7 protein-coding genes are annotated in these 8,175 nt (G+C 53.6%); 5 read left to right on the top strand and 2 right to left on the bottom strand.

The window, feature by feature from the left end:
* Window positions 1-2 precede the first annotated feature (2 nt).
* The 5 genes from surE to rpoS all read left to right on the top strand — a co-directional run bounded on the left by surE (window position 3) and on the right by rpoS (window position 4,453).
* Complete coding sequence (gene surE / locus ACXADJ_RS00365; RefSeq protein ID WP_475061847.1) at window positions 3-743, top strand: 5'/3'-nucleotidase SurE; 741 nt, start codon at window positions 3-5, stop codon at window positions 741-743.
* 47 nt (window positions 744-790) lie between these two features.
* Window positions 791-1,429 carry a protein-L-isoaspartate(D-aspartate) O-methyltransferase gene (locus tag ACXADJ_RS00370; RefSeq protein WP_475068078.1) on the top strand — a complete coding sequence of 213 codons (639 nt, stop codon included), beginning with the start codon at window positions 791-793 and terminating at the stop codon, window positions 1,427-1,429.
* Between the two features lie 33 nt (window positions 1,430-1,462).
* The gene (locus ACXADJ_RS00375; RefSeq protein ID WP_475061849.1) at window positions 1,463-2,380 is read left to right on the top strand and encodes a DUF368 domain-containing protein; all 918 of its coding nucleotides are present in this window, start codon (window positions 1,463-1,465) and stop codon (window positions 2,378-2,380) included.
* Between the two features lie 202 nt (window positions 2,381-2,582).
* Window positions 2,583-3,392, top strand: coding sequence for a peptidoglycan DD-metalloendopeptidase family protein (locus ACXADJ_RS00380; RefSeq protein ID WP_475061852.1), 810 nt, complete (start codon window positions 2,583-2,585; stop codon window positions 3,390-3,392).
* Between the two features lie 98 nt (window positions 3,393-3,490).
* A complete protein-coding gene (gene rpoS / locus ACXADJ_RS00385; protein ID WP_028293730.1) occupies window positions 3,491-4,453 on the top strand; it encodes an RNA polymerase sigma factor RpoS in 963 nt (320 codons plus the stop codon).
* Between the two features lie 165 nt (window positions 4,454-4,618).
* Here rpoS and fdxA read toward each other — a convergent pair whose 3' ends face one another.
* Complete coding sequence (gene fdxA / locus ACXADJ_RS00390) at window positions 4,619-4,948, bottom strand: ferredoxin FdxA (RefSeq protein WP_028293729.1); 330 nt, start codon at window positions 4,946-4,948, stop codon at window positions 4,619-4,621.
* A gap of 167 nt (window positions 4,949-5,115) precedes the next feature.
* Window positions 5,116-7,713 carry a DNA mismatch repair protein MutS gene (mutS, locus tag ACXADJ_RS00395; RefSeq protein ID WP_475061854.1) on the bottom strand — a complete coding sequence of 866 codons (2,598 nt, stop codon included), beginning with the start codon at window positions 7,711-7,713 and terminating at the stop codon, window positions 5,116-5,118.
* Window positions 7,714-8,175 lie beyond the last annotated feature (462 nt).

The following is an 8,175-nucleotide window of genomic DNA, read 5'->3' on the forward strand; positions in this document are numbered from 1 at the left end:
TCGTGACGCATTTGATGCTATCGAACGACGACGGTGCCCAAGCGCCGGGCCTGAAAATGCTTGCTGGGACACTAGAGTCCAACGGCTATCAGGTGTCGGTGATTGCGCCCGACCGCGATCGCAGCGGTGCCAGCAACTCCCTGACGCTGGATCGCCCGTTGTTGCCAACCACCCTGGATAACGGCTTTGTCAGTGTCAGCGGTACACCGACCGACTGTGTGCATCTGGGCATTAACTCACTGTTTGAAGGACAGTGCGAGCGGGTAGTATCGGGCATTAATGCGGGCGCAAACCTGGGCGATGACGTGCTTTATTCCGGCACCGTTGCTGCCGCGATGGAAGGCCGCTTTCTGGCCAAAACGCCGGTGGCGGTTTCGCTGGTCGGCAAACAGCATTTTGAAACTGCTGCCCGGGTTATTATTGAGCTGCTGCCAAAACTCGAACGTTTGCAGTTGCCAGCCAACAGCGTCATCAATATCAACGTGCCGGATGTTCCGTATGAACAACTGGCCGGCCACAAAATTACCCGGCTGGGCCACAGACTCAAGTCTGATAACCCGGTACTGACCACCAACCCTCGCGGCAAACAGCTGTACTGGATTGCCGGGGTTGGAGCGGTTGCAGACGCCGGGCCAGGAACCGATTTTCATGCCATTGAACACGGCTACGTTTCCATTACGCCGATTCAGATGGACATGACACACCACGCTGCGCTGGAACACTTGCAGGTGGTTTTGGGGTAAACGAGGAGAATAACAAGGTGACAACCCAGCTGGTCAGCGGCATTGGCATGACCTCACAACGAACCCGTGACAGACTGGTGCAACGATTGCGCGATGCCGGTATCAAGAACGAACAGGTTCTGGCGGTGATGGCGTCGATCCCACGGCATCTGTTTGTGGATGAAGCCCTTTCTCACCGAGCTTACGAAGACACGCCATTGCCGATTGGTCATGGCCAAACCATCAGTCAGCCTTACACCGTGGCGCGCATGACAGAAATTCTGTTGGGCGAGCAGCCACGTCTGGGGCGTGTATTGGAAGTGGGTACCGGCTGCGGTTATCAGTCGGCCGTGCTATCGCAGTTTGTTGATCAGGTGTATTCGGTCGAACGCATCGAGCCGCTCTACGCCAGGGCTCGTAACCGTCTGTATGACCTCAAGTACCGCAATGTGTCCTGCTCGCTGTCCGATGGCAGCTGGGGATTGCCGGAGAAAGGCCCGTTTGAAGGTATTCTGGTTGCCGCAGCACCCGAGCAGGTTCCACAAGCGTTGAAGGAACAACTGGCTGACGGCGGTCGACTGGTGATGCCGGTGGGTGGCCGCAAACAACAACGACTGGTGCTGATCACCCGCCACGGCGACAATTTTGTCACCAAAGAGCTGGAAGATGCCTGGTTCGTACCTTTCTTATCCGGCGTACAACGCTAGTTTTCCAATCTCTTTCTCAGGCAAGGACGTTCCATGCAATTCCTGTGGTTGTTTCTTAAAGGCATCGCGATGGGCGCTGCCGATGTGGTGCCCGGCGTTTCCGGTGGCACCATCGCATTCGTAACCGGTATTTACGACACTCTGTTGGGCTCCATTCGCAAGGTCGACGCCAAAGCCGTGAAGCTTTTGTTCTCGCAAGGGCCCGCAGCCGCATGGCGCTACATTAATGGTACCTTCTTGCTGGTATTGGGTAGCGGCATTCTGGTGGCGCTGCTGTCGCTGGCCAAAGGACTGCATTATTTACTGATTCATTACCCGATCTGGTTGTGGGCCTTCTTCTTTGGTTTGATCATCGCCTCGGTATTTCATGTCGGCCGTGAGATCACACAATGGAATCCACAACGCATGGTGCTATTGGTAGTGGGAGCCTTGATTGCCGGTGGCATCAGTGCAGCTTCACCTACTTCGGTAGAAGCAACACCGCTGATTGTGTTCCTGGCAGGCAGCGTTGCCATTTGTGCCATGATTTTGCCGGGCATTTCCGGCAGCTTTATTCTGTTGTTGATGGGACTGTACGAGCCCATTCTGGGGGCGCTGAAAAGTTTCGATCTGGCCATCATGGCGTTGTTTGGCGCTGGTGCAGTCATTGGCCTGATGAGCTTCTCCCGTTTTCTGACCTGGCTGCTGGCTGGCTGGAAAGAAGCGACTTTTGCGGTACTGACAGGCTTTATGGTGGGCTCACTGGTGAAGGTGTGGCCATGGAAAGAAACCCTGACGACCCGAATCAACAGCAAAGGCGAGACGGTGCCGGTTAACCAGATGAACGTGCTGCCGGACATGGGAACGGATTTGATGCTGGCGATTCTATTAATGATTGCCGGTGCTGCGCTGGTGCTGGGACTGGAATGGATCGCCGCTCGGGGAAATCCAGAGAAAAATGTTAAAGAATAGTGGGGTTTGGTCGGTCATGTTGATGTCCGACCGTTCATTGGTGGCCTGATAAAAAAAATCTGGTAACTGCTCCTCTTTTTTATACTTAATAAGCATAAACAATGGAATTTTAATTCACCTTGTATAAATTGGTTCAGGGATGCGCCTGTTAACGGAAACCTGTCACTTCAAGGTGTCAAAATTTACCCGACCCGGAAAAATCATGAATCGCCTGTACGCTGTCACGATAGTCACAATAGCCACTTTGACGACGGCATGCTCCGGAACCGGCGGCTTTATCTCTGTCGAGGAGAAATTTGGTGATTCTGAACGAGTGGTCTATAAACAAAGAGGGACAGCGCAAAGTTCATCTGGTTATTACACCGTAGCCAAGGGTGACACTTTGTACTCCATTGCCTGGCGTTATGGGGTCGACCATATGGATCTGGCCCGCAACAACGGTATTCCAAGCCCATACACCATCTATCCTGGTCAGAAAATTGACGTACGGAAATCCGGCACCTCCCGCCGAGTGGTCAAAAAACCAGCAGTTTCAAGTCCTGTCAGCAAACCGTCAATTTCTGCGTCAAAACCTTCACCATCTTCCAGTGAGATTTCTGCGAGTGGTCAAAAGCCGCCAGTGGTTGCTGACAGTACCGAACCTCTGGTTTGGCAATGGCCTTCTCAAGGTGACTTAAAGGCTCAATTTTCGACCTATAAACCAATCAACAAGGGGATTGATCTGTCCGGGGCGCTGGGGGAATCTGTAATGGCAGCAGCAGCGGGAACTGTGGTGTACGCCGGGCAAGGGCTCAGAGGATATGGGAACCTGGTCATCATCAAACACGATGACACCTACCTCAGCGCCTACGCCCACGCCAGTCGGATTCTGGTCAGCGAGAAAGAAGTTGTTAAAGCTGGACAGACAATTGCCGAAACAGGTTCTACCGGAACCAACGAAGTGAAACTCCACTTCGAGATCCGGAAGAACGGTAAACCGGTTGATCCGCTGCTCTACCTGCCACAACGGTAGTCCACCTGGATTGATTTTCAACCGTTCTGGCATGGTTCCTGTATCTACCCAATGAGAGGTGATGCAGGACAAAAAAAACCATAGGCGGGGGAATGATCATGGCACTTCAACAGCGCAACCTGAATGAAGAGATCTTCGACGAACAAGAAGCAATGAAAACCGAGGCTCAAGAACAGCAGGCCGAGGAAACACCAGAACGCTTCGCTGCGGACACTTCCTACAAGGAAATGGACGCAACCCAACTTTACCTGAACGAGATTGGCTTCTCGCCATTACTGTCTGCCGAGGAAGAGGTGCACTACGCACGTCTGGCCCGCAAAGGTGATGAGATGGGCCGTCGTCGCATGATCGAGAGTAACCTGCGTCTGGTGGTGAAAATCTCCCGACGCTACATCAATCGCGGTCTGGCGCTGCTGGATCTGATTGAAGAAGGTAATCTCGGCCTGATCCGTGCAGTTGAAAAGTTCGATCCTGAACGCGGCTTCCGCTTTTCTACCTACGCAACCTGGTGGATTCGTCAGACCATCGAGCGTGCGATCATGAACCAGACCCGTACCATCCGTCTGCCGATTCATGTGGTCAAGGAACTGAATGTCTACCTGCGAGCTGCCCGTGAGCTGACCCAAAAACTGGATCATGAGCCATCCGCAGAAGAAATCGCAGAACTGCTGGAAAAGCCGGTGGAAGACGTAAAACGCATGCTCAAACTGAACGAGCGCGTGACGTCTGTGGATACCCCGCTGGGTAACTCCTCCGACAAATCCATTCTGGATACCATCGCCGATGAGCGCTCTTCAGACCCAAGTGAAGAGCTGCAAAGCAATGATATCCAGAGCAATCTGGAACACTGGATTGATGAGCTGCCTGAAAAGCAGCGTGAAGTACTGGCTCGCCGCTTTGGTCTGCGCGGCCATGAGGTAAGCACGCTGGAAGATGTGGGTCGTGAAATTGGCCTGACCCGTGAGCGTGTACGCCAGATTCAGGTCGAAGCACTGAAGCGTCTGCGTGAAATTATGGAAGGCCAGGGTTTGACTGCTGAAACCCTGTTTGGTGAAGCCTGAGCAGGCTCACTCTTGTCATCGTGTCGGTGACGATTGAGCGACACCTTCTGAGGGGGAGGTGACCGTTCAGCACTCTCTGTCCGGTCGGGCGCCGCCTGCCTGACCGGATGTTTTCCAGTCAGGCGGCACGTTATCAAACCGGCTAAAGCGCCGGTTCACATCCGATTAACGCTCAAGCAGCTCGATCTTGTTTTCCTTGCCGTCCCACTCTTCGGCGTCTGGCAGCGGGTCCTTGCGCTCGGTGATGTTGTTGCCAGCCCATTCTTCAGCCAGGTCAGCATTCAGCTCGATGAACTGCTCCTGACCAGCTGGTACTTCGTCTTCCGAGTAAATGGCTTCGGCAGGACATTCCGGCTCACACAGGGCGCAGTCGATACACTCATCCGGGTGAATCACCAGAAAGTTAGGGCCTTCGTAGAAGCAGTCAACCGGGCAGACGTCGACACAGTCGGTGTATTTGCACTTGATGCAGTTGTCGGTGACAACAAACGGCATGGGATCTCTCCTGAAAGAATTCGTTTGCGTGCCGGGATCGGCACATAGCTAATCAGTTATTTACCCGAGTTCTTTGCTCGGGTTTATTGGATGCAATTCTAGGTAGTGATGGCCAGCTTCACAAGCGACGGTCGGTTGAATGTCGCTTGTGATGGCAGAACGGCGGGTTACAGCAGGCCTTTCAGTTCGTACAGCAGGTTCAGCGCTTCGCGTGGCGTCAGATCATCCGGCTGCAGTTCTTTCAGGCGGGTTTCTGCTGCCGATGGCAGGCTGGCAAACATATCGTTCTGATACGGAGGCTGTTCCGGCTGCGAGAAATTCTGGCTGGTTGGCGGCAGGCTGCCTTGTTCCAGTTTGCTGAGCTGAGCACGGGCACCGTTGATCACATTGGCTGGAACCCCGGCCAACTGAGCTACTTGCAAACCGTAACTCTGGCTGGCTGGGCCTTGTTCCACCGAATGCAGGAAGATGATTTTGTCGTCGTGCTCGGTGGCCTTCAAATGCACGTTGACGACGTTGTCGTGATTTTCCGGCAGTGCCGTCATTTCAAAGTAGTGCGTTGCGAACAAGGTGTAGGCGCCAATGTTCTCGGCCAGGTGTGCAGCGCTGGCCCACGCCAGTGACAAACCGTCGAAGGTACTGGTGCCTCGTCCCACTTCATCCATCAACACCAGACTGTTACTGGTGGCGTTGTGCAGAATGTTCGCGGTTTCGGTCATTTCCACCATAAAGGTAGACCGGCCACCGGCAACATCATCGGCGGAACCCATACGAGTGAATATGCGGTCAACACTGGCCAGGCGGCAAACATCCGCAGGCACGTAGCTGCCGATATGAGCCAGCAATACGATCAGTGCAACCTGACGCATGTAGGTCGATTTACCACCCATGTTCGGGCCGGTGATAATCTGCATGCGTTGTTGAGTATCCAGACGAGTGTCATTGGCTACGAACGGATCATCAATCAACGATTCGACCACCGGGTGGCGGCCTTGCTGAATATCCACAACCGCTTCGTCGGTGAATTGTGGACGGCTGAAGCGCAAAGTGTCGGCACGTTCCGTCAGGTTTACCAGAACATCCAGCTCGGCAACAGCGGCAGCGCTGGTTTGCAGGGCAGGCAAGTCCATACCCAGATCAATCACCAGCTGTTCGTATAAATGCTTTTCGCGGCTCAGCGCACGGGATTTGGCTGAAAGTGCCTTGTCTTCGAATTCTTTCAGTTCTGGCGTGATAAAACGCTCGGCGTTTTTGAGCGTCTGGCGACGAATGTACTCGGTAGGGGCCTCACCTGACTGCGCCTTGCTGATTTCAATGTAGTAGCCGTGTACCCGGTTGTAACCGACCTTCAGGGTCGAGATGCCGGTACGCTCACGCTCGCGGGTTTCCAGTTGTACCAGGAAGTCGCCGGCGTTTTCACTCAAGCCACGCAGTTCATCCAGTTCTTCGTCGTAACCGGGCGCAATAACGCCACCATCCCGAATCACTACCGGTGGGTTTTCAATAATGGCGGCTTGCAGGCGTTCAACCCACTGCGGGAATTCCTGTACATCGGTCCACAGTTGTTTGGCTTGCTGGCAGTCGATGGTTTCCAGATCGCGACGCAGATCCGGCAGTACGGTGTAAGCATCACGCAGACGGGCAAGGTCACGTGGACGAGCAGAGCCCAGTGCAACACGGGATAAGATACGTTCAATATCACCAATGTTACGCAGCAGCGGTTGAATATCCTGCCACAGGCCTGAGTCGAGCAGCTCGCTGATGAATTGCTGACGTTGCTCCAACAGGTGACGATGACGTACCGGACGGTTCAGCCAACGCTTCAACAAACGGCTGCCCATAGCGGTAGACGTTTTATCCATTACCCATGCCAGGGTATGGCTGGTATCGCCCTGCTGGTTAATGTCTATTTCCAGATTACGGCGTGACGCAGGATCGATAATGATGGCATCGTCCGGCAGTTCGACTTGCAGTGATCTAACGTGCGGCAGATCGTTGCGCTGGGTATCGCGTGCGTAGTGCAGCAGAGCACCGGCAGCGCGAACAGCCTGGGTCATTCCCTCACAACCAAAGCCACGCAAGTCCTTGGTCTTCAATTGCTGGGTCAACAGTCTGAAACAGGTGTCAGATTCAAAATGCCACGGCGCCTGACTGCGCACACCGGCTCGTTCAGCCAATGCTTCTGGCAGAGATTGGTCGTCGCTATACAGTACTTCCGCCGGGCGCAGACGTTCGATCTCGGCCAGAAGCTCTTCTTCAGTAGCAACTTCCATAACAGAAAAACGACCAGAGCTGACTTCCAACACGGCAATGCCGGCAACACCTGCGGCGATGGTGTCCTTTTCTCCACAGATACACGCCAGCAAGTTATCGGAACGTTCATCCAGGTAGGCTTCGTCGGTCAGCGTGCCCGGGGTAATCACACGAACCACTTTGCGCTCTACCGGCCCCTTGCTGGTCGCCGGGTCACCAACCTGTTCGGCAATGGCGATTGACTCACCGTACTTCACCAGGCGGGCAATGTAGTTATCTGCCGAGTGGTAGGGAACGCCGGCCATTGGAATCGGCTGGCCGTCGCTCTTGCCTCGAGCCGTGAGGGTGATGTCCAGCAGGTGAGCTGCTTTCTTGGCGTCGTCATAAAACAGCTCGTAGAAATCACCCATACGGTAGAAAAGAATGGTGTCGGGGAATTCTGCTTTGATCTTGAAGTACTGCTGCATCATTGGTGTATGTGACGATGTCGCAGAAGAAGCGTTCTTGGCCATGAAAGCGGTTTACCGGTACAGATTGAAAACAATAGAAGAAGAGACTGCTGCGTCGTTCCTTATCCGTCGATAAAAACGAGTCGCAACAAACAGTGGGCGTAGGTTATCAAACAGCGTTAATTGAAGATACCGAGCCGCTACGGCCTGCTTTTTATACGAATACACAGGAAATTGTTCACTAACCAGGCTGCCAATGACTAATTCACGGAATTGTCATAAAAACCGTTGACTCAAAATGTCACACCGGTATTATGCGCGCCTCTTCGCTGCTCAGGCAGAGAAGAGCAAGGAAAACAGCGTGTTTAGCCGCTGCGGTCCTTGAATAAATCTTCACAAAGGTGTTGACCGTTTAGGTTAATCGCGTATTATTCGCCGCCTTCGTTCGAGGTGCTTGGTTTTGTTGCTGAGTGTTTCGGTTGTAAGTGATTGTTTCTAAATGACTTTTCTAAAGTTGCTTGAAAA

Source organism: Oceanobacter sp. ABM4_470 (assembly GCF_056158645.1).